Source organism: Streptosporangium sp. NPDC050284, assembly GCF_044459525.1.
GTDB lineage: Bacteria > Actinomycetota > Actinomycetes > Streptosporangiales > Streptosporangiaceae > Streptosporangium.
Genome location: NZ_JBITIZ010000003.1, coordinates 541469 through 567450 on the forward strand (window position 1 = coordinate 541469; position 25982 = coordinate 567450).

Sequence of the window (25982 nt, forward strand, 5' to 3'; positions counted from 1 at the left end):
GCGTACCGGTCGGCCCCGTCCCCATAGATCGATGTCGCATGAAGACCCGGTGACCGGAACAATCCACACCGATCACCGGGTCGCGACGATCCCCCATAGCGCGTCGCAGCAGAGCGGCGTCGCAGACATCCGCAGAGCTCCCGATCATGCCGCGTTGCTGGAACTCATCGGCAACCAATGACTCCAGGCGAGCAGGCGCGATGGGCGCCCAGACCAGCGGTTCATCACGCCGCTGCACGAGCAAGCGTTCCGCGAACTGCCAGTCTGGCGCCAAATGGCAGCAACTGGCAGCCCGCTCACCGTCCGTGAGTGGAACGACATCCGCGGGATCCCGAACAGCGACGTCACGACCACCACCAAGGTGGCCGTCGAGCCGTACGCGAGCGGGGCTCATACGAGCCCGGGCGGTCTACCGGGCAGCCGGCGGGGCTCTACTACGCCTTGATATGTCACGATGCTGACATGCAGCTTGATCAAAACCTTGTTGACGCGGCCATCGCACAGATAGATCGGCGATGGCCCCCTGGTGAGCAGGGCGGCGCTGCGGCCGTCTACTTGAACGATGGGCAAATCCTGACCAGCGTCGGCCTGGACAACCTCAACGGCGGAGTATCCCTATGCCACGAGACCGGCGCCTTCTGCCAGGCCTACACACTCGATAAGAAGATCACCGCCTCCGTATGCGTATATCGGGACCCCGAACGTGAGCGCGTCCTCGTCCTTCCTCCGTGTGGCATCTGCCAGGAGCGTCTGGCCTTGTGGGGACCTGACGTCCAGGTCGGTGTACCCGACGACTCCAGCGCGACGGGATGGAGGGCTCGCACTCTTCGCGACGTGAACCCGTTCTACTGGGGACCGCAGTTCACCGAAGACGGGACCTGGCCGGCCCCTGAAGTCCACTTCTCCTGACCGACGCAAGTACGGCCCGCAGTGACAGAGTCCTGGCCGATACCCCTCACCAGCCGGTGATCGCCGCGCCATTAGAGGATGTCTGAAAAGTCCATTAATGGGGTATGTCGACCATGTAATGACCCGTGTCGGAGCGCGGGAGGTCGTCGATGACCGAGAAGCGTGCCACATACCCGACCGACCTGAGTGACGTCGAGTGGGAGGCTCTTGCTCCGTCGATCCCGCCAGTCAAGCTGGGTGGACGTCCGGCGGCGCATGAGCGGCGTGAGATCGTCAACGCGCTGGCGTACCGGCTTCGGGCCGGGTGTGCCTGGAGGCTGCTGCCGCACGACTTTCCACCGTGGCAGACGGTCTATCACTACTGGCGGCTGTGGCGGATCGAGGGCCGTTGGCAGGAGATTCTGACCGTGCTGCGGGAGCGAGAACGCACCCGGCAGGGCCGACTCTCGCAGCCGAGCGCGGGCATCTTGGACAGCCAGAGCGTCAAGACCACCGAAAAAGAGGGCTGCACGGCTACGACGGCGCCAAGAAGGTGAACGGCCGCAAACGACACCTGCTCGTCGACACCCTGGGCATCGTGCTCAAGGCCCAGGTGAGTGCGGCCAACGTCGACGACCGCGTCGGCGCCACCCTCCTCTTGCACGACATCCGGCACGACTTCCCGCGGCTTGGCCATCGCTGGGCCGACCAGGGCTACCGTGGCCCATTCCTGGAATGGGCCCGCCGGGTTGCCGGCATCACCGTGCAGGTGGTCGCTCGCCGCGACGGCGGCATGCGGCATACCTGGGCACCTGTGGGAACACCGCCCCGGATCGTGCCTCGGTTCGCCGTCGTCCCGCGCCGTTGGGTCGTGGAAAGAACCTACGCCTGGCTGGGCCGCTACCGCCGCTTGGCCAAGGACTACGAGTACCTGCCGGCCACCTCGGAAAACACCATCTACCTGGCTATGGGCTTCACCCTGCTCCACCGGCTCACCCGAGCACCAACCTAACGACTTTTCAGACACCCTCTAGCGGGCCATTAACCAGGGTGACGAGGGGGCAACCACGGTCACTCACGACCAGCCCAACACCCAGGTCAGCCGCCCCACAAGGCGTGATTGATGCACTTCCCAAGCTGACAGCGCGGGTTCGATTCCCGTCACACGCTCCACACTCAAAGGCCCAGCTCAGGGATGATTCCCGATCTGGGCCCTGTTTTCAGCGTCGTTCGGCTCGGCTGTTCCCACTTCGGTGATCTGCGGCTCCGGAAATACCTCAGAAGATCAGCTCGCCTCACGCAGGGGTTGGAACTGAACGCTCAGCCGCATCTCCAGAGCCTCCGCGAGCCGCTCCAGCATCGGGATGGTCGGCATCGTCCCGCCTGCCTCAAACCGCGCCACCGCAGGTTGCTTCAACCCCGCGCGCTCGGCCAGCTCACTCTGGGTCAAGCCGAGCTGCTCACGGCGCAGCCGTACCGCCTCACCCAGCTCGAACCGGATCCTGGCGGCCTCGTACGCCGCACCCGCCCCTGGACGGCTCATGATCTCAGCCCGCTTGGCACCCCAGCTCTTGCGCTCACCCATACCGCTCACTCCTCATCCACCGTGTGAGCCTCGGCGCTACACCGCTGCATGGCCCGCCACGCCCGCTCGATCTCAGCGGACTCGCGCATCCGCTGCTTGCGGAACACCGTCAGCATGATGATCCGCCGACCCGGTGCGATCCAGTAGGTGATCCGTACCGCCTCCCGGTCGAGGTGGAAACGTAGCTCACGTAACTTGCCGCGGAGCTGACGAGTGTAGGGCTCATCCAGCAGGACACCACGATCGGCCAGCAGGTCGACATAGAACGCCGCCGTCTCCTGCCTCTCTTGATCAAGCGTGTCGAACCACTCATCGACCTCTGGCTCCAGTTCCACCTCTCCCCGATTCATAACACGGACGTTATAGCGACGGCAAGTATCACGTCCGGGAAACGCTCCTGTTCTTCCTGTCGAGAAAGGTCCGCACCGGGACGCTCCCCAGCACACTCCGCCCCCGAGGGCAGTCGTCCGGCTTCCCACGCAACGTTGATCACGTGCCGGATCCGTACCAGAACAGGCGGGGAACCGAGGTCACTCACGGGGACTCACAGTCAACCGTTCCCACGCTGACCTGCATCTGAGGTTCCCCCTTAGCCCGGACACCGGCGGTGTGTCATCAGGCTCAGTAGGCCCGGCTCTGGCGGACTCCGCCCCGCCATATCTCCACGGTACGAGGGGAGGGCCAATAGTGTGCGACCGCTGTCAGCCTTGGCCTCACGAGGACCCGGCGACCTTCGAGGCACTGTTCAAGGCCGCGGCTGGCGACGTGCTCGGTATCCTCGGCACCCCAGATGCCTGCGCCGGGCGAGAGGCGGAGACCTGTGCGGTGGCCACCCACCGCCTCTACGGTCATGAAGACCGTCTGCACCGCGTACCGGATCCGGTTGGTGATCGATCCGCCGTACGCGTCGGTGCGAAGGTTGGCGGTGCTGGAAAGGAAGTGGGCGATGAGGTACCCGTTCGCGCCGTGCAGTTCCACACCGTCGAAGCCGGCGTCGACGGCCCGGCGGGCGGCCTCGGCGTAGGAACGCGCCTGCTCGGGCACTTCGGCGGTGTCCAACGTCCGCGCTTGGGCCTGGCTCCGTCAGGTGTTGAGGCAAGTCGGCGGATCGGTAGACCTCCGACGCCGTTCGGGCGGCAGTTCACCCACCGGCGCAACGGTGTGCGTCCCGCTGCCTGTACAGCGCCACACGGCGATCCCGTCTTCCGGTTCGACGCGCAGGCCCCGGTTGTGCACCGGACAGACGGGCCACGCCCTCCAGAGCACCTCCATGACCACTTCCTGGGTGGCGTCGGCCACGGCCCCGAGCGGCTCAGCCCGGGGACTGATGCCGTTGCCCTGGCAGATGCCCTCGAACTCCACCCATGCCATGCCCATGCTGTCCCAGTCAGGGACGATCACCCGAAGAGTCCCGGTGATCCCCGAAGCACGGAGGTCACGTTCCACGTCCTTCAGTGCCTCCTCCATCGACACCAACAGACCCGGCTCCAGAGCGAAGCTCGGCATGAAGCCGATCCCGCCGAGAAGGGCTTCACCCAGCCGGGCCAGGTCGGCGGTCGTCAACTCGGTAGCGAGACGTTCGAGGAGTTCCCGCGTGACAGGAGTGGACGCGCCCCAGTCCTCCATCAGGCAGGCCAACTCGATGAGGGGTTCGACGTCGAGACCACCGTCGCGCAACGCTGTGTAGATGCGGACGCCCAACTCGTCGACGGCCTGGCGGAGCTCATCGGCCTGCTCGTAGGGATGCATGCCGCAGTGTCTCCTTCCTCGAAGACCCCGGCAAGCGAGATTTCACCCGTCATCGATGGACGTTCGAGGGCATGGCCGCGTTCGGCATCGACCGCCGCCCCCTCACCGACCTTGTCAATCGAGCCGCTGAAGCCGATGACCTGGACTTTCTCGAAAACATTTTGGTGGAGGCGGTCAACCGGCTCCCGGAAAGAAACCTCTCTCGGGAGCGGATCCTCTCCGATCCCGTCGCCCTTTCCGACCTTGAAGGCTCAGATCGCCCAATGAGTCCGGAGATCTGAGCCGGGGGCATCAAGGTCGATGGTCAGGTCTGCTTCAGGAACCCACCGTCCACGGCGAAGTCCGCGCCGGTCGTGCTGGCCGAGCGAGGTGAGGCGAGCAGGGCGACCACGTCGGCGATCTCCTGAGACTCGACCAGACGGCCGGTCGACAGCTTCATCATTTCCGGTGCCACCTGGTTGATGACGCTGTCGCGGTCCGTTCCGACCTGGGCGGCGATGATGTCGGCCGCTCCGCCGCTCTCCGTCCACCATGCCGTACGCACCGGCCCCGGGGAGATGGTGTTCACTCGGATGCCCTGGGGTGCGAACTCCTCGGAGAGGGCCTTGGTCAGGTTGTTGAGACCCGCCTTGGCCGCGCTGTAGTCGACGTTCACGGGAGCGGGCAGGCGGGCGCTGCCCGAGGAGACGTTGACGATCGAGCCTGCGCCACGGGCGAGCATCGGCGGGATGGCCGCCCGAATGGTACGCACGACCGAGAACAGGTTGAACTCGAACATCACCCGCCAGTCTTCGTCGGTGGGGGTCAGGAACGAGAAGCGCGGCAGGGCCACGCCGGGCGGCGGTCCGCCGGCGTTGTTCACCAGGATGTCGAGCCCGCCGAACTCCGACACGGCCTGTTCCACGATCCTCACGGGAGCCTCGGGGTCCATCAGGTCGGCCCGAACATGGATCAGGTCACCGCTGAGCGCCTCCAACTCGGGGGTGCTCTTCCGCGAAGCCGCCACGACACGGACGCCTTCGGCGAGGAGGGTGCGAGTGACGGCCAGACCGATGCCCTTGGAAGCACCGGTGACGACCGCGACCCGACCGGAAAGCTGGAGATCCATATCGTCTTCCCTCGTTTTGGTTTCCATCCGACAAAGCGGATGGTTCTCTTCGCCGAAGACGTTACGAGTCGTCATGTGACGAGGGGTGGCGCAATTCGGACGAGCAATTCTGGCGGAAATCAGACGCGGCATTCATATATTCGCGCGTGCTTTACGAGCAGACGCGTGGCCCATCGTTCGGCGAGCGGACCGGGCCAAGAGGGCACGGTTGTTCATCTCGACAGCAGGACCGAGCGCGCTCTTGAGATGTTCTTCACGTACGCCGTCGCAGGCGAGGCACCGCGAGGAACGACTGCTCGGATCATCAAGCCTTCCTGGTGGCAACGGCTGAGGTCACGAGCCTGATGGCCGGGGCCGTCGGCTGAGCTTGCTCAGGCCTGCGGTTTGCGCCAGACGATGCTGTAGCGCCACAGAAGGTGACGGCGATACCGGGAACCGGGCAAGGTCTCGGCGGCCAGGGCTCGCATCTGCGGGTACGTCAGCGGCGGTGGCCACACCATGGGGGACGGATGCTCCCAGTGACCCTTCATGGCGCGATGGAGGGCACCGACGGCGACACCGGCCAGTTCGCGTGGCAGGTCGTTGGGCATGACGCTACGGGCGAGGCCGACGATGACCAGGGCACCACCGGGGCGCAGCAGCTCGCGCATGCGGGCCAGCCCGGCGGCGGCGTCCATGTGATGAAGGGTGGCCACGGATGCGATGACATCGAAAGAGGCGGGCTCGAAGGGGTGGGTGAGGAAATCACCGAGGATGTAGTCGACGTCGTCAGGGTGCTCGCGGGCCTGGTCGATGCTGGGCGCGTCGAGGTCGATCGCGGTGACACTCGGCACGGTCCGCCGCAGTTCGCGGGCGAGCGTGCCCTCGCCACAACCGACGTCGAGGGCGCGCTGGGCACCGCCAGGGATCGCGCGCAGGATGTGGGGATGGTGATGGATGTTGTGGTTCCATCGCCTGCGGTTCTTCACGGTCATGTGTTCATCCTGCCGAACAGCCGTCGACGGATTCCCTGAGACGGCGATTCCGGAGCGGCACTGTTGATCGTGCCTTTTCGTGCCAGAACAGCCGGGGAACCACGATGACTCATGCAGGGCACGCACGCCACCTAATTGTGTCCGTTCGGATACTCGCCGTAGCGGCACGCGGCAACAGAATTGGGGGTCGACGCGGAAACGCATTCGGGGGCCGAGAAAAGCGCCGCGCACGACGGAGGGGTATGCAAATGAGTGATGCCGAGATCGCGCGTAAAGTGTTGAGCGTCTACGCGGACTCAAAGGTCGCCAATCCCATCGACGAGACGGCCGACCAGGAAAAACTCAGGGCTGCCGGCGAAATCGAAAAGAAAATCGCGCTCGTCAGGCCTTCGGACGGTGCCAGCCTGCTCCCGAGCAAGATCAAGGAGTGGAAGACCACCTCCGACTACTGGATTGCCGGCGGCGAAATAGTCGCGACTGCCCTCAAAAAGGACTCCACCCGGCCCCTGACCTGCATCCTGTTCGCCCATCTGTGCGTCTACGCGCTCAAGACCACCGCGCCGCGCTTCACCGTCCCCATTGAGGTCGTCGAGATGAAGGGAGGCACGGGCGGTTTCGACAACCACTACGTCCTCGTGGCCGGCCGCACGAGCGGAACCATCAACGGCAAACTTTCCGAGTGGAACAAGGACGCCTTCGTCATCGATCTCTGGGGCCACTGCCAAGGGCTCGGTGACGTGGCCGCCCAGCCTCCTGCCATCATCGTGAGCGGCATGAACGACTACACGCGGACGACCATCGCCACCGTTCCGGCCTGGGGCGTCTAGAGCCGGAGATCGTCGAGCAGGCGGAATCCGCCGGCGTCGCCCTGGCTCAGGCGCTCGACGGCTGAGCACCTGCGGACCCGCCTGTTCAACGATCCCTGCACACCCCTCGTCCACTCCTCGTCGTAACCTGCGGCGTGGATGGCGCACGGGTTCGATTCCCGCCACCCGCTCTCATCCGAAAGCCAGGGCAGGACGGAACCACCTCCGGCACCATGAGCGGGCGGCCCTTCCGAACCCGGGGCGAGTCGAAGCCTCCGTGGTTCGGGGCGAGGTGGTTCAGGGTGAGGTGGGCTCGTTCGGAGGGCTCGTCTGGTCGCGGGCCGCGATGGCCAGGGCGATGAAATCGCGGAAGCGCGCGAACTCCGCCTGATCCATCTTCAGCCTCACCCCGCCCACCACCTGGCCCTCGCCTCGCCTGGCGCCGAGCCGAACCTTGAACCCGTCGCCGTGTGGTTGGACGTCCACCCCGAGAAACGCCACGTGGTAGCGGCTGCTCTCGGACAGGCCCCGGTGAAAGATTTCGAGGGTCCTGCCGTCCTGCACCAGGATGTGGTCGCCGACCTGAAACTCCGCCGCCATAGCTCCCACTTCGAAACCGGGTGGACAACAGTGTCTCGACTGTCCCACACGGTCGATGGCTCATGCCGAATTCGTGGCGTACGTATCGGCTCGTCCTCGAAGTCCGGCAGGACCGGCCTGTCATCGAGGTCCTCGACCGGCTCGGGGTGCTCCGGGGTCGACTCCGGCTAACCGCGCGGGGCGTACATGATGACCAGCACACCGAGTATGCATATGGCGGCCCCGATGACGTCCCAGCGATCGGGCTGGAACCTGTCCACCACCATGCCCCATCCCAGCGAGCCCGCGACGAACACGCCGCCGTAGGCGGCGAGGATGCGGCCGAAGTTGGCATCCGGCTGGAAGGTGGCCACGAGCCCGTACAGGCCCAGGGCGATGAATCCGGCGCCGATCCACAACAGCCCACGTTGTTCTCTCACGCCCTGCCAGACCAGCCAGGCCCCGCCGATCTCGGCGAGCGCGGCCACCACGAACAGGAGAAGAGAACGTGCGACAGTCACGACTGCGAATGTAGAGGATCGCCTTCGGCGTGTTGGCGCCTCCCTTCGCCCCGGCAGCCGCAGCCGGTTTCGCCCGCGCATCCGCCGGTCTGCTTTCTCCCGCGCAGGAACCACACCAGCCCCCAGGCCGACGCGGCCACGCCCGCCAGGATCAGGGCCACCGTCGGCATGACGCCGGTGAGCGCGACGGCCCCGGTGCCCCCGATCACCCCGGCGGCGAGCAGCACGGGAAGCGCGCAACACGCGGCACAGGCCACCGCGGCCAAGCCCGTCAGGCCGGCCGGGAACAAGCGCTTACGACGGTCGGGATCAGTCGAGGTCGGCATGTCGGCTCCCGTCCTTCAAGAGGTCGGCATGTCGGCTCCCGCCCGCCAAGAGGTCGGCATTCCGGCCCTCGTCCGCCAGGCCGGGGAACGGCAGTGGGCAGCACGCACTTTCCGCGCACGCCACCAGGTTGTCGCATCCGGCGTCCATCGCCTGGATCAGCGTCTCGCGGATCGTCCCAAGGTCTGCGATCTTCTGTTCCACCTCGGCGAGCTTGGCCGTCGCCCGTGCCCGCAGGCCGCCGTCCGGCCTGCCGTGACGGTGGGCGGTCGCCTCGACCAGGTCGGCCACCTCCTCCAGGGTGAAGCCCAGCCGTTGCGCCACCTTGATCACGCGCAGGACGGTCACGGTCTCCGGCGGATAGAGCCGGTGCCCTCCGTTGCTGCGTCGTGGCTCTCGCAGCAGGCCCCGCCGGTGGTAGTAGCGCAGCGTCTGGGTGTTGACCCCGGCCGCTTCCGCGACCTCTCCGGTGCGTAGCCATTCCCCGTTCATGACGTGACCGTCCGGGGAGACATCTCGGTCGCCCGGACCGCCAGGCCGTCGAGCACCCTCGTGTGAACCTCGGGGACCTCGACGTCCATGGCCAGTCCCTCACGGCCGGGGGTGAGGGTGAAGGTGAAGAAGGCGCAGCAGCCCGTCTCCCGGGCCGTCAGGTCACGCGCGGTCTCCTCCACCCGTGCTCCGGCATCGAGCGTGAGCCGTAGGTGTGTCGGCCCCACCCGTTCCACTCCGCGTAGTGCGGAGGCGAACAGTTCGTCGAACTCCGCCACCCTCAGCGGCCGTTTCTCGGTCGGAAGCGTGCATTCGGCCGGTGCCCATTCCATGAGCCCTCCAAGTATCGGGAGCGATCCCTACCGATCCGACGGTAAGCCTGTACCTCGGTACAGGATGCAACCCCGAACGGGCGCCCCTTCCCCACCGCCCACCCCGGGAGGCCGCGTGCTAGTCTCTGCGCCCCCATCGATCGATCAAGAAGATGTCGAGAATGGGAGCGGTATGACCGTTCGCCGCACCGACACGAGAAGGGCGGAACATGACCGTCGTGAAGGACGTCGAGGCCCGCGGCACGCAGCACTGCGAGACGACGGCGCTGGGAGTGCTGTTGCGGCATGAGGGGCTCGATCTCTCCGAGCCGATGCTGTTCGGGCTGGGCTCCGGCCTGTCCTTCATCTACTGGGACAGCAAGGCCATGGCGTTCCCCTTTCTCGGAGGCCGTGTCAAGCCTTTCGAACTCACCAGGAACCTGGCCGCCAGGCTGGGGCTGGCATTGACGGTCGAGGAGACCACCTCGGCGCGCAAGGCGTGGGAGAACGTGGCCGCCCCCATCGACGCCGGTCGTCCGGTCGGCCTCCAGCTCGACTGCTACCACCTGGACTATTTCCGGTCCAAGGTGCACTTCGGCGGTCATGTCGTCGCGATGTACGGCTACGACGAGCACGACGTCTATCTCGTGGACACCGACCAGCAGGGAGGAGCGGTGCGCAACAACCGGGCCGGCCTCGCCAGGGCGCGTGCCGAACGCGGCCCGATGACCGCCAGGAACCGATCCTTCACCGTCACCGCGCCGGCTCGCCCGCTCTCCTGGCAGGAGCAGATCATCCCCGCCGTCAGGGACTGCGCCGACGCCTTTCTCTCCGCCCCCATCTCGAACGTGGGGCATCGCGGTATCGAGAAGGCCGGCAAAAAGGTGCCCGGATGGCTGCTACGGGCCGGGGAGCCGAAGCAGGATCTGCCGCAGGCCGCCCTTCTCATGGAGAAGGGCGGCACCGGCGGCGCCCTGTTTCGTGCCCTTTATCGCGACTTCCTCGACGAATGCACCCGGCTGATCGACAACGACGACCTCCGCACCGGTCACCGGCTGTACGCCGAGGCCGCCGTCCTGTGGACGGACGCGGCCACCTTGATCACGAAGGCCGGAGAGAGCGGCGACGCGGAATACCTCAGGCAGGCCGGCGCCATCCTCCACGATCTTTCGCGCATCGAGAAGGACGCCATGCGGGTCCTGCGTCGGCTGTAGCCGAAAACGGCTCACGGCGCACCTGCGGGAAACGGTCCTCGGCATACCTGGCAGGGCCCCGGCACGTTGAGGGTCTACGGAGCTCATCGGCCTGCTCGTAGGGATGCATGCCGCAGTGTCCGGACTACTGAAAAAGCTCGGACCGGTCCGATCGCGATCACGAACCTGTGTACAACCGCTCCAGCCCCACCAACTGCACCCGTCCACCGCTGCGCGCCGCCGCGTCCTGCAACGCCGGCATGAACCCCATCCCGCTGAACAGCAGCAGCCGCCCCGGCGCCTCGCCCTTGGCCGCGAGGAGCGCCGCCACCCGCTCAAGCCTCTCCAGGTGCCCGAGCCCCACAACGTCCCCCCACTTGGCCTCCCCAATGGCCAGTAGTGCGCCGTCAGGGCTGTGGACAGCGACGTCCACCTCATGGCCTGTACGGCTGGTGACATCGTGAACAACCCCCGACTGGACACTTCCCGCCATATCACCCAGCGTCTCCTCGGACGCGAAGCCTTCACACCACACCCGACACATTCGCTCGTACACCGGCCCCGCGACGTTACTGCGAAAGCGAGGCTGAGCGGCACGCCAGATCCGCTCGGTACGCCCCTCCCGCGCCCTTTCCAGCTGCGCCCAGTAGGGGCGCATGATCGCGTGATAGAAGCGGACGAGCGGCTCGGTGATCCGATACTCGGAGCGGTTCCGGCGGAAGGCGTCCGGGTCGGCCACGAGGAGGCCGGCGTCCTCCAGAACGGTCAGGTGATGAGAAATGTCGACGGCTTTGCGCTCGATTCTGCTCGCGATACCACTGCGGGTCGCATTGCCCTCGGCGACCGCGGCCAGAACCGTGTGATAAAGGCCGGTGTCGCGCAGCGCCGGGTCCTCGGCCAGCAGGAAACGCACCTCGCGGAAAAGAGGGCTGGCCGGGTTGAGAACGTACTCCACGACCCAGCGGTCGAAGTCGGCCAGACCCGCCGGGGCGATCCCGGCCAGATATTCGGTGCGGTAGGCGGGGGTGCCGCCGACGACGAAGTAGACCAGGGCCGCCAGTCGAGGCTCGGCCGTCAGCCCCCAGAACTCGGCGGCCAGCCGAAAGTTGAAGGTGGGCACCACCAGTTCCAACCCGGCCCGCCCGCGCAGTGGCGCCTGCCCGGAGAGCAGGCCGCCCATGAAGGAGATCGACGACCCGCACAGCAGCAGACGCGACCGTGACGCCCCCCGCTGCTTGCGGCGCGGCGACAGAGCCTTCTGGATGACCGAAGGCAGGTCCTTGGCATCACGCACCAGGTAGGGGAACTCGTCGAGAACGACGGGAACGGTCCGTTCATCCCCCAAGGAGAGCAGGCCGTCGATTCCCTCCTCCCAGTTTTCGAACCTGACCCGTCCCGGTGTCCCGGCGAACGCGGAGACGGCCTCCCCGAGCTGGCGCAGCGCCTCCGCCCTGGGCACGGCCTCGGTGGCGGCGTAGTAGAAACCACCGGTCGCCTCACAGACGGCTTCCAGCAGGAACGTCTTGCCCTGCCGGCGTCGTCCGGAGACCACCCCGAGTGTGGCCCCCTGGGAGTCGTTGGCGACGAACCGCGAGAGCTGCTCCCACTCCCACTCGCGGTCGAACATGTCCGACGGCCGCGGCAGCGACATCTTGACCTTCTCTTTTTAGGAGTACAGTACTTAAAAGTGTACTCCTAAAAACGCGCGCACGAGCACCATGCGGTTGACACACTTCCCAAGCCGACAGGCGCGGGGTCGATCCCCGTCGCTCACTCCAGGCGCGAAGGGCCAGGCCAGAGGTCATGTCTCTGCCGAGACCCCATCATTTCCAAGGCCATCGGCTGAGCCTGCCCAGTCCTGCGGTTTGCGCCAGAGGATGCTGTAGTGCACCAGAAGGTGACGGCGACACCGGGGCCACAGACGAATTGGAGGCCGACGCGGAAACGCATTCGGGGACCGAGGCCGCCGTCCTGTGGACGGACGTGGCCACCTTGATCACGAAGGCCGGAGAGAGCGGCGGCGCGGACCGTCTCCAGCAGGCCGGCGCCACCCCCCACGATCTTTCGCGCATCGAGAAGGACGCCATGCGGGTGCTGCGTCGGCTGTAGCCGGAAACGGCTCATGGGGCGCCTGCCGGAAACGGTCCTCGGCACACCCGGCGGCAGGCCCTTCGCGACCCCGTCCCCGACATCGCCCGCCCTCCCCTGGGAGGACGAGCGATGTCGCCGCACAGCGCGACAGGGGAAAAGCCTTCACGGCGAATCGCACCCACTTCCCGCACACCTGAATTCAAAAAAGAATATGACAATGGGACGGCAGACATATTTCGCCGACCGACAGATAATGTCCGATATGCATTGATGTGGGAACTCGGCTTTATTTACAATAAGGAAGGTTCTTCCGTTCGTCCTGGCGGAGCTTTCCGCGGGGTCTCGGCGGAGTTCGATTTCCAATGCATGGAGAGTGGTATGACGGCTTCATCCGGCACCCGCGGCGGGCTCGACCTGAGCGGGCGGGCCTGCATCGTCACCGGAGCCGCGCGGGGCATCGGGGCGGCCGAGGCTCGGCTGCTGGCGCGGCGCGGGGCGGCGGTGCTGTGCGCGGACCTCGCGGACAGCGGACCGCTGGCCGAGGAGATCCGGAACGCGGGCGGCACCGCCGTGGCCTGGCAGGGAGACCTCGCGGAGAAGGGCGCGGCCGAGGACGTGCTGGAGGCGGCGGAGGGGTTCGGGGTGCCGGTGTCGGTGCTGGTGAACAACGCCGGGATCGTCAGGGACCGGATGGTCTTCAATCTGGACGACGACGACTGGGAGGCGGTGCTCGCGGTCAACCTGACCGCGCCCTTCCGGCTGTGCCGGGCGCTCGCCCGATACTGGCGGGCGCGACCGGGGAGCGGGCGCCGGATCGTGAACACGAGCAGCGAGTCGGGCCTGTACGGCAACGCGGGGCAGGGCAACTACGCGGCGGCCAAGGCCGGGCTGGCCTCGCTCACCCTGACCATGGCGGCCGAGCTGGGCCGGTACGGGGTGTGCGTCAACGCGATCGCGCCTCGGGCGCGGACCCCGATGAGCGAGGCGGCGTTCGGCGGCCTGCCCGACGGGGCACTGCCCGCCGAACAGGTCGCGACCGTGGTGGCCTGGCTGGCCGGTCCCGAGGGCGAGGACGTGACGGGACAGGTCTTCGTCGTCGCCGGGAACACGGTGCGGCGGATGCGAACCTGGTCGCCGGTGCGCACGGCCCTGCAACCGGCCGACTGGTCGGCGGAGTCCGCCGCGCGGTTCCGCGACGGGCTGTTCGCGGGGGACGAGACCCGGTACGAGCCCGCTCCGATCGGCGTCCTGTTCACCGAGGGGTCCGGCGAAGGGCTCGGCTGAGCAGGCACGGACCGAGAGGTTCCGATCCCCGGCCAAGAGGACCTGGCCTCCGGCTGAGCGGGCACGGACCAGGGGATCTCCGCCGCCGGTCGTACGGACACGGACCGGGAGATCGCCACCCGCCGCGCCCGCCCTGTCCCGACAGGCCGGCGCGGGCGGACGGTGGGAGAGGTCAGGTCCCATCTCGGCCGGAGGCGGTGGTGCCGGGGATGAGGGAACTGCGAACCTCGTTCTCGATGAGCTTCCAGATGTGGTCCACGTACCGGGTGAACTTCTCGCCGCGCTTGGTGTGCAGGTCACGTGGGCGAGGGATGTCGATCAGGATCTCCTCCCTGACCCGCCCGGGGTGTGCGGCCATCACGATCACCCGGTCGGCGAGCAGTACGGCCTCGTCGAGCTGGTGGGTGATGAACACCACGGTCTTGCGGTGCCGGGTCCAGATGTCCAGCAGCTCGGTCTGCATCACCTCGCGGGTCTGCGCGTCCAGCGCGGCGAACGGCTCGTCCATCAGCAGCACGGTCGGATCGACCGCCAGGGCACGCGCCAGGTTGACCCGCTGGCGCATCCCCCCGGACAGCTCGTGCGGGTAGTGGTCCTCGAAGCCGCGCAGGCCGACCAGCTCGATGCACTCGCGACTGCGCGCGTCCGTGGCGGCCGAGCGGGACCCCCGCAGGTCGAGGCCGAACCTGACATTGGCCAGCACGGTCCGCCAGGGGTAGAGCGAGTCCTGCTGGAACACCACGGCCATGTCCCCTCGGCGGGGGTCGGGTGGGCGGCCCGACACCCGGACCTCGCCTGCCGCCGGGGCGATCAGGCCGTCGATGGTCTTGAGCAGCGTGGTCTTGCCGCAGCCGCTGGCGCCGACCACGCAGACGAACTCGCCGTCCTGCACGGTGAGGCCGACGTTCTCGAGGACCGGCGTGTACGCGCCGGCCCGCTCGTAGCCGACCGACAGCCCGTCGATCTCCAGCAGCGGGGCCCCGGACCGCGAGGGGGGCGGGGGGTCGTCGGCGGGGCGACGGCGCGGATACCCGAACATCAGGTCTTCCTCTCGGTCACGGCTGCCCTGAGGCCGGCGGGGGCGAGGACGGGAAGGAACGGGCGTCGACCGCGGCGAGCGACTCCAGGGCGAGCCCGTGTGCGAGGCCGAACCGCAGCTCGCGCCGGATCAGCATGGTCAGGCAGGCGCGGGTGTAGCGCAGGGTGAGGGTGGTGTTGCCGGCGAGCTGCCGGGCGAGTTCCCAGGCGCGCTCCAGCAGCCGCTCCTGCGGCAGCACCTCGGCGACCAGGCCGAGTTCCAGCGCCTCGTGGGCGTCGATGGTCCGGCCGGTGAGCAGAAAGTGCCTCGCCCTGTTCATCCCGAGCAGCCAGGGCCAGACGATGTGCACGCCGTCGCCCGGCACCACCCCGGCGACCACGTGCTGGTGGTCGGCGAAGGCGGCCGTCTCGGAGGCGAGCACGATGTCGGAGAGCAGCGCGAGTTCGGCGTGCTCGGTGGCGGGGCCGTTCACCGCGGCGATCACCGGGACCTCGATGTCGAGCAGGTCGAAGAGCATGTGCCGCCCCTCGTGGGCGATCCGGTCCCAGCCCAGCGGGGTGGTGTTGCGCCGCTCGAAGGCCATCTCGGTCAGGAAGTCGGGGCCGGTGCCGGTCAGGATGACCACCCGGTTGTCCGGGTCGGTGGCGATCTGCCGGAACGCCTCCGGCAGTTCGCGGTGCGCCCGCTCGCTCCACTTCAGCGATCCGCCGTCGGTGTGCAGCGAGACCTGCAGGATGCCGTCGTGCCGTTCCATCGCGACGTCGGCGAACCGGTCGCGGTACTCCTCGAACCTGCTCACCGGCCCGGCACCCCCGCCTCGCGGCTCTCAGGGCGGCGGCCGTCGGGCGCCCAGGGCCGGTAGCCCGGCTCCAGCGGCACCTCGAAGGTGGCCATCAGGGTGGTGAGGGCGCGCCAGATCGCGATCACGTAGCAGATCTCGACGACCTCGCCGTCGTTCGCCAGCTCCGACCTCAGGTCGCCCAGGGTCTCCGGGGAGATCCGGTCGTCGCGCACCATCTCGTCCACCGCGCGCATCACGGCGCGCTCGGCGGACCCGAACCCCGGATGGTCCGCGCCCTCGCGGACGCCGAGCACGTCGGAGGGGCGCTTGCCCGGCAGGTCGACGTCGACCGTCGGGGAGTAGTGGTGTGCCCACAGGTACTCGGAGCCGGTGACCCAGGCCACCCGCATGATCGCGAGTTCGCGCAGCCGGGTGGCCTCCGGACGGACGGTGAGCCGCCCTTCCCACAGGATCCGGTCGTTGATCTCGTTCTCCACCCGGGCGGACTGCGGGGAGTTCATCAGCAGGCGGTAGAAGTGGATCCGCGACATCTCCTCGCGCATCCCCACCTCGACCGCGATCCGCGCGGCCTCCTCCACGGGGAGCATCGGAATGAGCCCCCGGGGTTCGTCGGTCGGCATGGCCGCCCCTTTCTGGTAGGCGTTCGGCACGGGCGGGATCACGGACGGTCCTTCTTCCACGGCGCGGCACGATGTTCGAGCCATTCGAAGAGCTTTACGAGCAGCACACCCGTGACGGCGAAGATGAGCACCCCGGCGAGCAGGGCGTCGGTCTGGAAGTACTGCGAGGAGACGAGGATCCGGTAGCCGAGACCGCTCTGCGAGCCGAAGAGCTCGCCGACCACGACACCGATCAGCCCTCGTCCGATGCCCATCCGGATGCCCGCGATCAGGAACGAGATCGCGGTCGGGAACCGGACCTTGGTGAACAGCTGGAAGCGGCTCGCGCCGAAGGACCGGGCCGCCTCCAGGAGTTGCGGGTCGGTCACCCGGATACCCGCGTCGGTGTTGATCGCGATCGGCAGCACCACCAGCATGAACACCAGCAGTACGGTCTTGGTCTCGCCGATGCCGAACCACAGGATGAACAGCGGCGCGAGCGCGACGATCGGGGTGGCGTAGAGCCCGTTGATCAGCGGGTCGATGTAGTCCTTGGCCCGGCGGCTCGTCCCCAGCAGCAGGCCGAGCAGGACGCCGCCCACCAGGCCGGCCGCGAATCCCTTGGTGAACTCACCCGTGCTGACCAGCATGTCCTGCTGGAGCGTCCCGTTCTGCCACATCGTCACGATCGCGGCGGCGGTGCTGATCGGGCCGGCCAGGAAGAGCGGGTTGTCCACTACGTACTCGGCGGCGACGTGCCACACCAGGAGGAAGCCGAGGAAGCTGAGCGTGGCGCGGCGCCCGCGCGGTCCCGCGCCCTTCCCCGCGCGCCGGGCTCGCCATCGTGCCGGCCACCGTCCCCCGCCCGGCCGCCGCCCCGCTTCCCGGGCGGCGGTCGGGCCGGTGCCGGACTCGCCGGAGACCGGTCGGCTCATGCGGGCTGCTGGCCTTCCGGGAGCACTCCCTTGGGTCCCGGTCCGTTCTTCACCGAGTCCGGCAGTTCCTCGTACGCGGCCTTGACGTGGGAGTTGTCGACCAGGCCGGCCACGTCGTCGGGCGCGGAGGCCTCCAGTGAGCCGCCGGACTTCATCAACGCGACCGTACGCGGGACCACGGTGGCGGCGATCGCGCCGTCGCGCGGGTAGGCGCCGGCGGTCACCCAGGTGTAGGAGGCCTCGGCGACGCTCCGCTCGACCTGCGCGTTCTTCGCCAGCAGGTCGATCGCCTTCTCCTTGTTGGCCGGGTCGTACAGGTAGGCGATCGAGGCCAGGTAGCCCTTGAGGAAGGCGCGGGCGGCGTTGGGGTTCTCGCTCACCCAGGTCCGCATCGCGTTGATCCCGAAGAAGGACAGGTCCTTGTACTCGGGCACCTGCTGCAGGTCGTAGAGAATCTTGTAGCCCTGCTTCTCCAGCAGGGTGGAGGTGGGCGGGAGCACCGCGATGCACTTGATCTGCCCGGACTTCAGCGCGGCGAGCGCCGGCCCGGCGTTGAGGTTGACGTTGGTGAGCTTGTAGTCCTGACCGAGTTTCAGCTGTCCGCCGTGCTCCATCATCTTGGACAGGTACAGCGCGTCGCCGATGCCCTCGGGGTTCTGCGCGCCACAGGTGGCGCCCTTGAGGTCGGCGAAGGAGGTCACCTCCGGCGGCACGACCAGATACTCGGGGTAGGACCGGTAGCCCTCGGCGACCGCGATGACCCGGGGGTCCTTCTGGTGGGCGAGGATCGCGGCGTCGTACACGGTGGAGGTGAACTGCACCGAACCGCCGATCATGGCGGCGAGCGCGTTCGGGCTGGACTGCGAATAGATCATCGAGACGTCGAGACCGTACTGGCGGAAGACGCCGAACTCGACGCCGACCTGGATGGCCCAGTTGCCTGCGTTGGGGGTGACCCCGCTGAAGGTCACCTTCTGCGTTTCAAGAGTCGCCTCGGGTGCGGCCGAGCCGCCCTGAGGTGCGGGGGCGGCGGGTTCTTCTCCGGAGCCGCACGCCGCGACCGTCAGAAGCAGGCACAGGGCGGCCGCGGAACGGAGGAGGGTGAGGGGGGCGCGCATGGGGGGCATCGAATCTCCTTGCCGGAATTCGGGATGCTGCGGTGCCCCGACCTCACCCCGGGGCCGTTATCCCCGCCGTTACCGGGTGGGGGTGACGGGCAGAACGATCGCCGAAGGGTGCTCGGCGTCGTGCAGGATCGTCTGCATCGCGACCCGCAGGTCCCGGTGCGAGGCCGCCGTGCCGTCGGCGGTGTTGGGATGCCTGTCGTACTTGGGAAACGAGCTGCTGGAGACCTCCAGCCGGATCCGGTGTCCCGGCAGGAAGACGTTCCCGGTGGCGATCAGGTCCACCTCGACCCGGATCGGCCCGTCCCCCGCAGCCGTGACCTCCGCCGCGGTGATCCGCCGGATGCCGTCGCAGAGCAGGTACGCCCGGCCGTCGGGGTGGACGTCCACCAGTTTGGCGGTCACGTCGGTGGCCGGGGCGGTGGTGCGCAGGTACAGCACGGCGTGCACCGGGCCGATCACCTCGACCGGTTCGCTCAGCGGGTCTCCGCTGTATACCAGGACGTCGTCGCGGTCCTCGACCGCGCTCTGGTCCATCGGGCCGGAGTTGGCGGCCGGGTTGGGCAGGTAGACGGCGCCGCCTCGGGTGGGCACCGGGTGGCGCGGGTCGTACAGGAAGGCGTCGTACGGCTCGTCGCCGCGCGGCGGCTCGGTGCTCAGCCGGCCGTCCCCGTGCCGGGAGTTGGCCGTTCCGCCGCCGCGCAGGTACCACTGGGTGGGGCGGGCGCGGGCGAGCGGCCACTCCTGCTCGTCGCGCCACTCGTCGGCGCCCATCACGAACACGCGCACCGGCGGCAGGTCGGGGCCTGGGCCGTCGGCGAGGTGCCGCCCGAACCAGGCGAGCTGGATCCCCTCCAGGTCCATCCCGACGGGGAAGCGCCGCTCAGGGCCGCAGGAGTCGCCGAACAGCGCGGGCGCCCACTGGGTCCACGGGCCGATGACGAGGCGCTGCGCCTCGGCGGCCGGGCCGCCCGCGTCCTTGATCGCCTGGTAGGCGGCGAGGTTGCCGTCCAGGTGCACGTTGTACCAACCGGCCACGTGCAGCACGGGGAGGTCGGTCTCCGCCAGCGCCTCGCGGGCGCTGAGCCGGTCCCAGTACGGGTCGCCAGGGGGGTGGGCGAGCCACTCCCCGTAGTGCGGGGCGACGCCGTCCAGGGCGGGCACGTCGGAGAGCGGGAGAGCACGGAAGGCGGCGTCCGGGTCGCGCAGGGCGCGCGCCAGGGCGCCGGAGGCCGTCCGGTGGGCGTCCGCGCCGTCACGGACGACGGCGCGGCGGAGCTGGTCGGGGGCGAGGTTGGCGAGGCTCCACCAGAGGTTGAAGCCGAGCTGGAACGCGCCGCCGCGCCAGACCCAGCCGCCGTCGAACTCGGACGCGGTGAAGTGCGGCACGATCGTACGCAGCCCGGGCGGCCGGCGCCGGAGCGCCTGCCACTGCGGGACGCCGTTGTTCGACGCCCCGTACATGCCGACCCTGCCGTTGGACCACGGCTGCGCGGCGGCCCACTCCACGCAGGCGGCGGCGTCCGCGCCCGAGTCCTCGAACGGGCGGAACGGCTCGTCGCCGCCGGAGCGGAACCGGCCGCGCGCGTCCACCACCACGACGGCGAACCCCTCGTCCACCGCGCGCTCGGGGTTGATCACACCGTAGACCGAGGCCCAGTTCGACTTGTCGTAGGCGGTGTACTGGAGCAGCACCGGCCGCGGGCCGAAAGCCGGGTCGCGGTAGACGTCGGCGCGCAGCATCACCCCGTCGGGCAGCGGGATCCGCACGTCCCGCTCGCGCAGGACCGGGGGCCGCATCAGTCCTCGCCCGCGGTGGCCCGCACCACGCGGGTCTCCAACGCGCCGAGCCCGTCGATCTCCAGCCGGACCACGTCGTCCGGCCTGATCCAGCGGTCGATCTCGATTCCCGCGCCGGTGCCGACCGTGCCGGAGCCGAGCAGGTCGCCCGGCAGCAGGGTCTCCCCCGCCGACGCGTGCGCGACGATCTGCTCGATCGACCAGTGGATCGTCGCGGCGGACCCCTCCGACCACAGCTCGCCGTTGACGAAGGCCCGCATCCCCGCGCCGAAAGGCCGGGGGATCTCGTCGGCGGTGACGAGGTACGGCCCGGTGGCACAGCCTCGGTCGAAGCCCTTGGTCTTGGCCGGTCCGACCCGGGTGCCCATCTCGCGGCCCTGTACGTCGCGGCAGGACAGGTCGTTGAAGATGGTGAGCCCGGCGATGTGCTCCCAGGCCCGCTCCGGCGGGATGTCCCGGCCGCGGCGGCCGATCACGATCGCGAACTCCAGCTCGTAGTCGAGCTTCTCGGTGTAGGCGGGCCACTGGCCGGGCTCGTCGGGGCCGAACACCGAGGCGCTGCGCGTCACGTAGTGCGACGGGGCCTCGTACCACTCCTGCGGGACCTCGCGGCCGAGGTTGCGCAGGGCGTTGACCATGTGGTCCTCGAAGGCGAAGAAGTCGCGCACGGTCGGCGGCCGGTCGACGGGGGCGAGCAGGCGGACCGCGTCGCGCCGGTAGGCGTGCGCGCCGAGCGGGCCCGACCGTCCCAGCGCGGCCTCGGCGTCGCCCAGCGCGTCGAGCAGCCGCCGCGCCTCGGCCTCGGCGCGCCCGCCCGACCCCAGCAGGGCGACGGTGCTTCCGGGAAAGGTCGCGCGGGCGAGCTCGGAGGCACGGCCGGCTTCTCCGCCATCGGCGAGGATCTCCGAGGCGAGGAGCGCGGCGAGGTCGACGACGATCGGTGCGTCGAGTGCTCCGACCGCGGCTCCCGCGCGTACCTCGGCGTCCGGCCAGCCATGCGGTGTGAAGCGGCAAATCCTCATGGGAACCCTCCGTCGATCGCGACCGAATGGTCGTTCCGTTGTGAAGTGCGGTTTATTGCGGGAGCCGTTACTCCGTCGTTACGGATCACGGGGAACGGCCCGGTAACTGGCCGCCCCTTTTGATATGGGCAGTGAATTCGGTCTGTGACTGCTGAGGAGTAAGACAGTGGGCGTCAAGGCGATCGTTCAGCTGTACCCGGTCATCCCGGTCGAAGGCGGCGCCGCCGGTCGCGCGGCCCGGCGACCGCTCGGGCGCGATCGGGATGAGTTCCAGAAGATCATGCGAGACTGGGCAAGGATCGCCAAGGCCGCAGAGGACCTGGGGTACTGGGGCATCGCCGGCATCGAGCATCATTTCCACTCCGAGGGCTACGAGGTCTCCCCGTCCCCCGGGGTGATCAACGCCTGGCTGGGCGCGCACACCAGCCGGATCAACATCGGCACCAACGGCTACGTGCTGGGCACCCAGGACGCCATCCGGGTGGCCGAGGAGTGCGCCGTGCTCGACCACATGCTCGAAGGCCGCTTCTGGGCCGGGGTGAGCCGCGGCTACCAGTCGCGCTGGACCGACGTGCTCGGCCAGCATCTCGGCACCCAGGCCACGCTGTCGGACGGCGGCGCGGCCGACAAGGCCAACCGGGGGATCTTCGAGGAGCAGGTCGAGCTGATGCTCAAGGCCTGGACCCAGGACTCCTTCGACTTCAACGGCTCCAAGGTCCAGGTCCCCTTCCCCTACGACACCGGCATCACCACCTACCCGGCCACCGACACCGCGTCGCGGATGGGCGCGACGGACGAGGTCGACGAGAACGGCGCCATCCGGAAGATCTCGGTCACGCCGCCGCCGTACCAGCGGCCGCACCCGCCGGTGTTCGTGGCGTCCTCCAGCTCGGAGGAGTCGGTCCGCTACTGCGCGCGCAACGGCTTCGTGCTGACCAGCTTCTCGCCCGCTTCCCGCACCGAGGAGTTCGCCCGCGTGTACGCCGAGGAGGCGGCCGCGGTCGGGCACCCGCTGCCGCTGGGCGCCAACCAGGCCCCGGTGCGCTGGCCGCACATCACCGACTCCCAGGCGGCGTTCGACAAGGCTCTGATGGACTACGACGCCGAGATCTACGAGCACTTCTACGCGAAGTTCTTCAAGAAGAAGATGGCGATGGGCGACGACGTGCTGCAGGCCGTCAAGGATTCAGGGCTGTTCCTGGGCGGCACCGTCGACCAGGCGCGGGCCCAGTTCTCCGCGGAGTGGGAGCGGGTCCCCTACGAGTACTCGGTGCTGATCTGGCACTGGGCGCAGCAGCCCGCCGACGACGTGATCCGCGAGATGGAGCTGATGGCCACCAAGGTCTACCCGGAGATCGGCGGCATGGCCGGTCCGGAGGAGCGTCCGCTGGCGCAGTGGGCCACGATCTGACCCGGCGCCCGCGTACGACCGCCGCCGCCCTCGACCCGGGGCGGCGGCGCGGTGCGCCCGCCGTCCGGTGACGGCGGGCGCACCGGGTAACGCCACCCGTAATGCGGTGGCGCTATCAATATGAACCTCAACTACCAATCTCAGATGCCAGCGGACGAAAGCACGCTCGCACGCGTGCGCGTCCGCCGCCCGTCTCGCCGTTTCGCGAGGAGTCGTCGTGTTCGAGTTCTTCCCAGGCGACCATGCCTGGTCGTCAACGGTGAACCTGGCCCTGATGGCCGGCGGTTCACTCGGCGACATGGAGTGCTGGCTGGGCCCGCTCCGCGACCTGCCGGCGGCGGCCCCCTCGGCGGTGGACCCGCCGCTGACGAGGTTGGATGCCTGGGCCGCCGCCTGGGCGGGGATGGCGCACCGGCAGGAGGAACTCGCCGCCCGGGACCTGAAGGCCGGGTACCCGACGACGGCGGGGGCGCGCTACCTGCGCGCCTCGGTGTACCACGCGAGCGGGCAGCGGGAGATCCCGCTGGGGCCCGCGAAGTCGGAGAGCTACGCCGCGGCCCTGCAGGCGTTCGGGAACGCGATGGAGTGCGCGGCCCTGCCGCTTGAGCGCGTCCACATCGACTCCCCCGACGGCATGATGCCCGGCTACCTGATCGCGCCGGACGCCGGTGACCCGCGGCCGGTGGTGATCGTCTACGGCGGTCTGGACCTGACCAAAGAGCTGATGTACGCCGTGATGGGCACCGCGTTCGCCCGCCAGGGCGTCACCTGCCTGGTCATCGACACCCCCGGCACCGGGGAGATGGTCCGGCTGCGCGGCGTGCCCTCGCGCCCGGACTACGAGGTGCCCACCGCGGCGATCATCGACTACCTGGAGACCCGGCGTGACGTGGACGCCCGGCGCGTGGCCGTGCTCGGTATCAGCTTCGGCGGGTACTACGCGGCCCGCGCGGCGGCGTTCGAGCCGCGGGTCTCGGCCTGCGTCTCGTGGGCCGGCAACTGGGACTGCGGCGCGGTGTGGAGACGACGCTGGGACGACCGCTCCGGGTACGAGCCGGCGTCGTGGTTCCTGCCCTGGGTGCTCGGCACACCGAGCGTGGAGCGGGCCCTGGAACGGCTGGAGGAGTGGACGCTCGCGACCGTGTGGCCGCAGGTGACCCAGCCCCTGCTCATCGTGCACGGGGAGGACGACCGGGAGATCCCGGTCGCCGACGCGCGCCGCGCCTTCGAGGCGGCCGGGGCGGAGGACAAGACGCTGCGCGTGTTCGCCTCCGGGGAGGGCGGCGCCGAGCACATGCAGACCGACGACCCGGACCCGACCCTGCGGCTGATCGCCGAGTGGCTGTCGCTGCGGATACCGGCGGAGGCGGGCGACCTGCCCGTGGGGACGAACCTGCGGGCACCCTCGCCGCAGGCGGTCTGACCGCCGGGCCTCCGGCCTCAGGCATCCGAGACACCGACGGCCTCTTATCCCAGGCATCGGAAACACCGACGGAGAAGCGCCCCGCCACCTCGGGGCGCTTCTCCGTCTGTCCGGCCGGGTCTGCGTCGGCCGGGTTCTCACCGGTCGGGTCCGCGCCGACCAGGTCCGTGCCGGTCGGGGCCGCGCCGGCCGAGTCTGTGCCGCCGGTCCGCGCCGACCAGGTCCTCACCTGTCGGGGGCCGCGCCGACCGGCCCTGCTCCGGCCGGGGTACGCCCCGGCCGGGTACGGTGCGCGAGCCCGCGTCAGCCCGCGGGACGCCAGAACGGCAGGGACGCCTCATCGTTCAGCGGGACGAAGTCGACCTCGACCCGCATCCCGATCCGGACCTCGTCCACCTCGCAGCCGATCACGTTGCCCATGATCCGCGGCCCCTCGTCGAGTTCGACCACGGCGACCGCGTACGGGGTCCACTGGCTGAAGGGGAACGCCCCGTTCTGCCGCACCACGGAGAAGGTGTGCACGACGCCCCTGCCCTCGGTGGTCAGCCAGCCGGGCACGGCGCCGCACTCGACACAGATCTGCCGGGGGTAGAACTGCCGGTGGTTACACTCCGGGCACTCCTGCACCAGCAGCTCGCCGCGCAGCGTGGCCTCCCAGTACGGCCGGGTGGAGGCGTCGAGCAGCGGTACCGGACGGCCCTCCATCGGGGGCGCGTCAGCGGGTGTGGTGACGTTCGTCATGCCTTGTCCTTTCCGAGGATCACGGTGCCCATCGCCGACAGCCAGCCGCCCGAGCCGCACGCCAGGGCGACCTCGGCGCCCTCGACCTGCGCCTCGCCACCCTGACCGCGCAGCTGCCTGGTGGCCTCGATGAGCAGGAAGATGCCGCGCATGCCGGGGTGGCAGGAGCTGAGCGCGCCGCCGTCGGTGTTCAGCGGCAGGGCGCCGCCGAGCTGCAGCGCGCCGGAGGCCGCGAACGGTCCTCCCTCGCCCTTCTTGCAGAACCCGAGGTCCTCCAGCATGAGCAGCGCGGTGATGGTGAAGCTGTCGTAGAGCTGCACCGTGTCGACGTCGTCGGGGGTGAGGCCCGCCTGGGCGAAGGCCTCCTTCCCGCTGCGCTCCGCGGCGGTGCGGGTGTAGTCGGGCATCTGGCTGATGTTCCAGTGCGTCTGCGCCGACGCGGCGCCCAGCACGTACACCGGCGGCTGGCGCAGGTCGCGGGCCCGCTCGGCGGTGGTCACGATCACCGCGCCGCCGCCGTCGGAGATCACGCAGCAGTCCAGCAGGTGCAGCGGGTCGGCGATCATGCGGGAGTTGACCACGTCCTCGACCGTCATCGGCTTGCGGTACTGCGCGTTCGGGTTGAGCGCGGCGTGCGTGCGGCAGGCCACCGCGATCGCGGCCAGCTGCTCGGAGGTGGTGCCGTACTCGTGCATGTGCCGCTGCGCGGCCATCGCGTAGGCGCCGATCAGCGAGTTGCCCCAGGGCGACTCGAACTGCAGGACGCCGGGAACCGCCTCGCCGGGCTTCTTGGCGCCGAAGCCGGGGTTGGTGCCCGACTTGGTGTACAGGTCGGAGCCGTAGACGATGAGCACGTTGTCGCACAGGCCGGCCCGGATCGCGGCGGCCGCGTGCTGGACGTGCAGCTCGAAGCTGGAGCCGCCGACGGCGGTGCCGTCGAAGTAGCGCGGGTTGATACCCAGGATCTCGGCCATGGTGCCGGCGTTGTCGGGCTGCGCGAAGTCTCCTTGGGCGCACATGAACCCGTCGATCTCGCTCTTGGCGAGGCCGCAGTCGGCGAGTGCCCGCTGCGCGGCGAGCACGTGGTGCCCGACCGCGTCGAGATGCGGAGCCTTGGGGTAGTCGCTCAGGCCGATCCCGGCGATGACTGGCGTGCGGTCAACCATGGGTGTGGTCTCTCC

At 69.0% G+C, this 25982-nt stretch carries 31 protein-coding genes; 10 read left to right on the forward strand and 21 right to left on the reverse strand.

The features are described from left to right. Positions 1-31: 31 nt before the first annotated feature. The 3 genes from ACIBH4_RS10110 to ACIBH4_RS10120 all read left to right on the forward strand — a co-directional run bounded on the left by ACIBH4_RS10110 (position 32) and on the right by ACIBH4_RS10120 (position 1900). The gene (locus ACIBH4_RS10110; protein ID WP_362503502.1) at positions 32-181 is read left to right on the forward strand and encodes a hypothetical protein; all 150 of its coding nucleotides are present in this window, start codon (positions 32-34) and stop codon (positions 179-181) included. Positions 182-462: 281 nt separating this feature from the next. Beyond that, positions 463-909 carry a cytidine deaminase gene (locus ACIBH4_RS10115; RefSeq protein ID WP_362503505.1) on the forward strand — a complete coding sequence of 149 codons (447 nt, stop codon included), beginning with the start codon at positions 463-465 and terminating at the stop codon, positions 907-909. Between the two features lie 149 nt (positions 910-1058). After that, positions 1059-1900 (forward strand): IS5 family transposase gene (locus ACIBH4_RS10120; protein ID WP_362503508.1). Its coding sequence is split into 2 segments (ribosomal slippage): positions 1059-1407 and positions 1407-1900, totalling 843 coding nucleotides; the frame shifts between segments, so codons are not numbered across the junction. A gap of 273 nt (positions 1901-2173) precedes the next feature. On the opposite strand, the gene ACIBH4_RS10125 is transcribed toward ACIBH4_RS10120, so the two are convergent. The 4 genes from ACIBH4_RS10125 to ACIBH4_RS10140 form a co-directional block, all read right to left on the reverse strand. After that, positions 2174-2473, reverse strand: a complete 300-nt coding sequence (locus ACIBH4_RS10125; RefSeq protein WP_343976147.1) for a helix-turn-helix transcriptional regulator — start codon at positions 2471-2473, stop codon at positions 2174-2176. Between the two features lie 5 nt (positions 2474-2478). Next, on the reverse strand, positions 2479-2808 hold the full coding sequence (locus ACIBH4_RS10130) for a type II toxin-antitoxin system RelE/ParE family toxin (protein ID WP_362503513.1): 330 nt from the start codon (positions 2806-2808) through the stop codon (positions 2479-2481). 286 nt (positions 2809-3094) lie between these two features. After that, complete coding sequence (locus ACIBH4_RS10135; RefSeq protein WP_399171825.1) at positions 3095-3532, reverse strand: hypothetical protein; 438 nt, start codon at positions 3530-3532, stop codon at positions 3095-3097. Positions 3533-3556: 24 nt separating this feature from the next. Next, a complete protein-coding gene (locus tag ACIBH4_RS10140; RefSeq protein ID WP_362503516.1) occupies positions 3557-4222 on the reverse strand; it encodes a hypothetical protein in 666 nt (221 codons plus the stop codon). A gap of 71 nt (positions 4223-4293) precedes the next feature. Here ACIBH4_RS10140 and ACIBH4_RS10145 point away from each other — a divergent pair, with 71 nt between their 5' ends. Further along, positions 4294-4503, forward strand: coding sequence for a hypothetical protein (locus ACIBH4_RS10145; protein ID WP_362503519.1), 210 nt, complete (start codon positions 4294-4296; stop codon positions 4501-4503). A 23-nt stretch (positions 4504-4526) separates the two neighbouring features. Here the strand turns inward: ACIBH4_RS10145 and ACIBH4_RS10150 are convergent, their stop codons facing one another. Together ACIBH4_RS10150 and ACIBH4_RS10155 are read right to left on the reverse strand one after the other, a co-directional pair. Then, positions 4527-5330: an SDR family NAD(P)-dependent oxidoreductase gene (locus ACIBH4_RS10150; protein ID WP_362503522.1), complete on the reverse strand. Its 804-nt coding sequence runs from the start codon at positions 5328-5330 to the stop codon at positions 4527-4529. Between the two features lie 371 nt (positions 5331-5701). Further along, positions 5702-6304 (reverse strand): class I SAM-dependent methyltransferase, encoded by a 603-nt coding sequence (locus ACIBH4_RS10155; protein WP_362503525.1) that lies wholly within the window; start codon positions 6302-6304, stop codon positions 5702-5704. Positions 6305-6552: 248 nt separating this feature from the next. On the opposite strand from ACIBH4_RS10155, the gene ACIBH4_RS10160 reads away from it, so the two are divergent. Then, a complete protein-coding gene (locus tag ACIBH4_RS10160; RefSeq protein WP_362503528.1) occupies positions 6553-7131 on the forward strand; it encodes a hypothetical protein in 579 nt (192 codons plus the stop codon). Between the two features lie 276 nt (positions 7132-7407). Here the strand turns inward: ACIBH4_RS10160 and ACIBH4_RS10165 are convergent, their stop codons facing one another. The 5 genes from ACIBH4_RS10165 to ACIBH4_RS10185 form a co-directional block, all read right to left on the reverse strand. Continuing rightward, positions 7408-7710: a hypothetical protein gene (locus ACIBH4_RS10165; protein WP_362503531.1), complete on the reverse strand. Its 303-nt coding sequence runs from the start codon at positions 7708-7710 to the stop codon at positions 7408-7410. Between the two features lie 167 nt (positions 7711-7877). Beyond that, entirely contained in the window at positions 7878-8210 is a 333-nt protein-coding gene (locus tag ACIBH4_RS10170) for a YnfA family protein (protein WP_350942990.1), read from the reverse strand. Next, complete coding sequence (locus tag ACIBH4_RS10175; RefSeq protein ID WP_362503534.1) at positions 8207-8536, reverse strand: hypothetical protein; 330 nt, start codon at positions 8534-8536, stop codon at positions 8207-8209. The genes ACIBH4_RS10170 and ACIBH4_RS10175 overlap by 4 nt, the downstream gene beginning before the upstream one ends. Next, positions 8520-9026, reverse strand: coding sequence for a MerR family transcriptional regulator (locus ACIBH4_RS10180; RefSeq protein ID WP_362762805.1), 507 nt, complete (start codon positions 9024-9026; stop codon positions 8520-8522). Before ACIBH4_RS10180 ends, ACIBH4_RS10175 begins: the two co-directional genes overlap by 17 nt. Further along, a complete protein-coding gene (locus ACIBH4_RS10185) occupies positions 9023-9358 on the reverse strand; it encodes a hypothetical protein (RefSeq protein ID WP_362762802.1) in 336 nt (111 codons plus the stop codon). The genes ACIBH4_RS10180 and ACIBH4_RS10185 overlap by 4 nt, the downstream gene beginning before the upstream one ends. A 209-nt stretch (positions 9359-9567) precedes the next feature. Here ACIBH4_RS10185 and ACIBH4_RS10190 point away from each other — a divergent pair, with 209 nt between their 5' ends. Then, complete coding sequence (locus ACIBH4_RS10190) at positions 9568-10551, forward strand: BtrH N-terminal domain-containing protein (protein WP_362503543.1); 984 nt, start codon at positions 9568-9570, stop codon at positions 10549-10551. A gap of 157 nt (positions 10552-10708) precedes the next feature. Here the strand turns inward: ACIBH4_RS10190 and ACIBH4_RS10195 are convergent, their stop codons facing one another. Next, positions 10709-12181 carry an ATP-binding protein gene (locus ACIBH4_RS10195; protein WP_362503546.1) on the reverse strand — a complete coding sequence of 491 codons (1473 nt, stop codon included), beginning with the start codon at positions 12179-12181 and terminating at the stop codon, positions 10709-10711. Positions 12182-12513: 332 nt separating this feature from the next. Between ACIBH4_RS10195 and ACIBH4_RS10200 the strand changes: the two genes are divergently transcribed. Both ACIBH4_RS10200 and ACIBH4_RS10205 read left to right on the forward strand, forming a co-directional pair. Further along, complete coding sequence (locus tag ACIBH4_RS10200; RefSeq protein ID WP_362762799.1) at positions 12514-12639, forward strand: hypothetical protein; 126 nt, start codon at positions 12514-12516, stop codon at positions 12637-12639. A 360-nt stretch (positions 12640-12999) separates the two neighbouring features. Further along, positions 13000-13905 (forward strand): SDR family NAD(P)-dependent oxidoreductase, encoded by a 906-nt coding sequence (locus ACIBH4_RS10205; protein ID WP_362503552.1) that lies wholly within the window; start codon positions 13000-13002, stop codon positions 13903-13905. A gap of 172 nt (positions 13906-14077) precedes the next feature. Here the strand turns inward: ACIBH4_RS10205 and ACIBH4_RS10210 are convergent, their stop codons facing one another. The 7 genes from ACIBH4_RS10210 to ACIBH4_RS10240 form a co-directional block, all read right to left on the reverse strand. After that, positions 14078-14944, reverse strand: coding sequence for an ABC transporter ATP-binding protein (locus ACIBH4_RS10210; protein ID WP_362503555.1), 867 nt, complete (start codon positions 14942-14944; stop codon positions 14078-14080). A 16-nt stretch (positions 14945-14960) separates the two neighbouring features. Then, positions 14961-15743 carry an enoyl-CoA hydratase/isomerase family protein gene (locus ACIBH4_RS10215; protein WP_362503557.1) on the reverse strand — a complete coding sequence of 261 codons (783 nt, stop codon included), beginning with the start codon at positions 15741-15743 and terminating at the stop codon, positions 14961-14963. Further along, a complete protein-coding gene (locus tag ACIBH4_RS10220) occupies positions 15740-16408 on the reverse strand; it encodes a hypothetical protein (RefSeq protein WP_362762797.1) in 669 nt (222 codons plus the stop codon). The genes ACIBH4_RS10215 and ACIBH4_RS10220 overlap by 4 nt, the downstream gene beginning before the upstream one ends. Beyond that, entirely contained in the window at positions 16405-17280 is an 876-nt protein-coding gene (locus ACIBH4_RS10225; protein WP_362762794.1) for an ABC transporter permease, read from the reverse strand. Before ACIBH4_RS10225 ends, ACIBH4_RS10220 begins: the two co-directional genes overlap by 4 nt. Next, positions 17277-18407 (reverse strand): ABC transporter substrate-binding protein, encoded by a 1131-nt coding sequence (locus ACIBH4_RS10230; protein WP_362503566.1) that lies wholly within the window; start codon positions 18405-18407, stop codon positions 17277-17279. The genes ACIBH4_RS10225 and ACIBH4_RS10230 overlap by 4 nt, the downstream gene beginning before the upstream one ends. Before the next feature lie 69 nt (positions 18408-18476). Continuing rightward, complete coding sequence (locus ACIBH4_RS10235; RefSeq protein ID WP_362503568.1) at positions 18477-20204, reverse strand: CocE/NonD family hydrolase; 1728 nt, start codon at positions 20202-20204, stop codon at positions 18477-18479. Then, positions 20204-21226 (reverse strand): fumarylacetoacetate hydrolase family protein, encoded by a 1023-nt coding sequence (locus ACIBH4_RS10240; protein ID WP_362762791.1) that lies wholly within the window; start codon positions 21224-21226, stop codon positions 20204-20206. Before ACIBH4_RS10240 ends, ACIBH4_RS10235 begins: the two co-directional genes overlap by 1 nt. A 166-nt stretch (positions 21227-21392) precedes the next feature. Here ACIBH4_RS10240 and ACIBH4_RS10245 point away from each other — a divergent pair, with 166 nt between their 5' ends. After that, positions 21393-22637, forward strand: a complete 1245-nt coding sequence (locus ACIBH4_RS10245; protein ID WP_362503574.1) for an LLM class flavin-dependent oxidoreductase — start codon at positions 21393-21395, stop codon at positions 22635-22637. 217 nt (positions 22638-22854) lie between these two features. Then, the gene (locus ACIBH4_RS10250) at positions 22855-24060 is read left to right on the forward strand and encodes an alpha/beta fold hydrolase (protein ID WP_362503577.1); all 1206 of its coding nucleotides are present in this window, start codon (positions 22855-22857) and stop codon (positions 24058-24060) included. A 303-nt stretch (positions 24061-24363) separates the two neighbouring features. Here ACIBH4_RS10250 and ACIBH4_RS10255 read toward each other — a convergent pair whose 3' ends face one another. Together ACIBH4_RS10255 and ACIBH4_RS10260 are read right to left on the reverse strand one after the other, a co-directional pair. Beyond that, positions 24364-24801 carry a Zn-ribbon domain-containing OB-fold protein gene (locus tag ACIBH4_RS10255; protein ID WP_362503580.1) on the reverse strand — a complete coding sequence of 146 codons (438 nt, stop codon included), beginning with the start codon at positions 24799-24801 and terminating at the stop codon, positions 24364-24366. Continuing rightward, a complete protein-coding gene (locus tag ACIBH4_RS10260) occupies positions 24798-25967 on the reverse strand; it encodes an acetyl-CoA acetyltransferase (protein ID WP_362503583.1) in 1170 nt (389 codons plus the stop codon). Before ACIBH4_RS10260 ends, ACIBH4_RS10255 begins: the two co-directional genes overlap by 4 nt. Between the last annotated feature and the right edge of the window lie 15 nt (positions 25968-25982).